The sequence below is a fragment of the Citrobacter sp. Cf087 genome (assembly GCF_030334285.1).
Lineage (GTDB): Bacteria > Pseudomonadota > Gammaproteobacteria > Enterobacterales > Enterobacteriaceae > Citrobacter > Citrobacter freundii.
In genome coordinates, this window is the sequence record NZ_JAOWED010000015.1 from 1 (window position 1) to 524 (window position 524).

1 rRNA gene is annotated in these 524 nt (G+C 51.9%); it reads right to left on the minus strand.

The features are described 5' to 3' along the window. Positions 1-504, minus strand: a 23S ribosomal RNA gene (locus OGV57_RS00060); the annotation flags it as partial. Between the last annotated feature and the right edge of the window lie 20 nt (positions 505-524).

Here is a 524-nt window from a genome sequence, read left to right on the forward strand (position 1 = left end):
TTTTCACTCCCCTCGCCGGGGTTCTTTTCGCCTTTCCCTCACGGTACTGGTTCACTATCGGTCAGTCAGGAGTATTTAGCCTTGGAGGATGGTCCCCCCATATTCAGACAGGATACCACGTGTCCCGCCCTACTCTTCGAGTTCACAACCTGTGCATTTTGGTGTACGGGACTATCACCCTGTACCGTCGGACTTTCCAGACCGTTCCACTAACACACAAGCTGATTCAGACTCTGGGCTGCTCCCCGTTCGCTCGCCGCTACTGGGGGAATCTCGGTTGATTTCTTTTCCTCGGGGTACTTAGATGTTTCAGTTCCCCCGGTTCGCTTCATTACGCTATGTATTCACGTAATGATAGTGTGACGAATCACACTGGGTTTCCCCATTCGGAAATCGCCGGTTATAACGGTTCATATCACCTTACCGACGCTTATCGCAGATTAGCACGTCCTTCATCGCCTCTGACTGCCAGGGCATCCACCGTGTACGCTTAGTCGCTTAACCTCACAACCCGAAGATGTTTC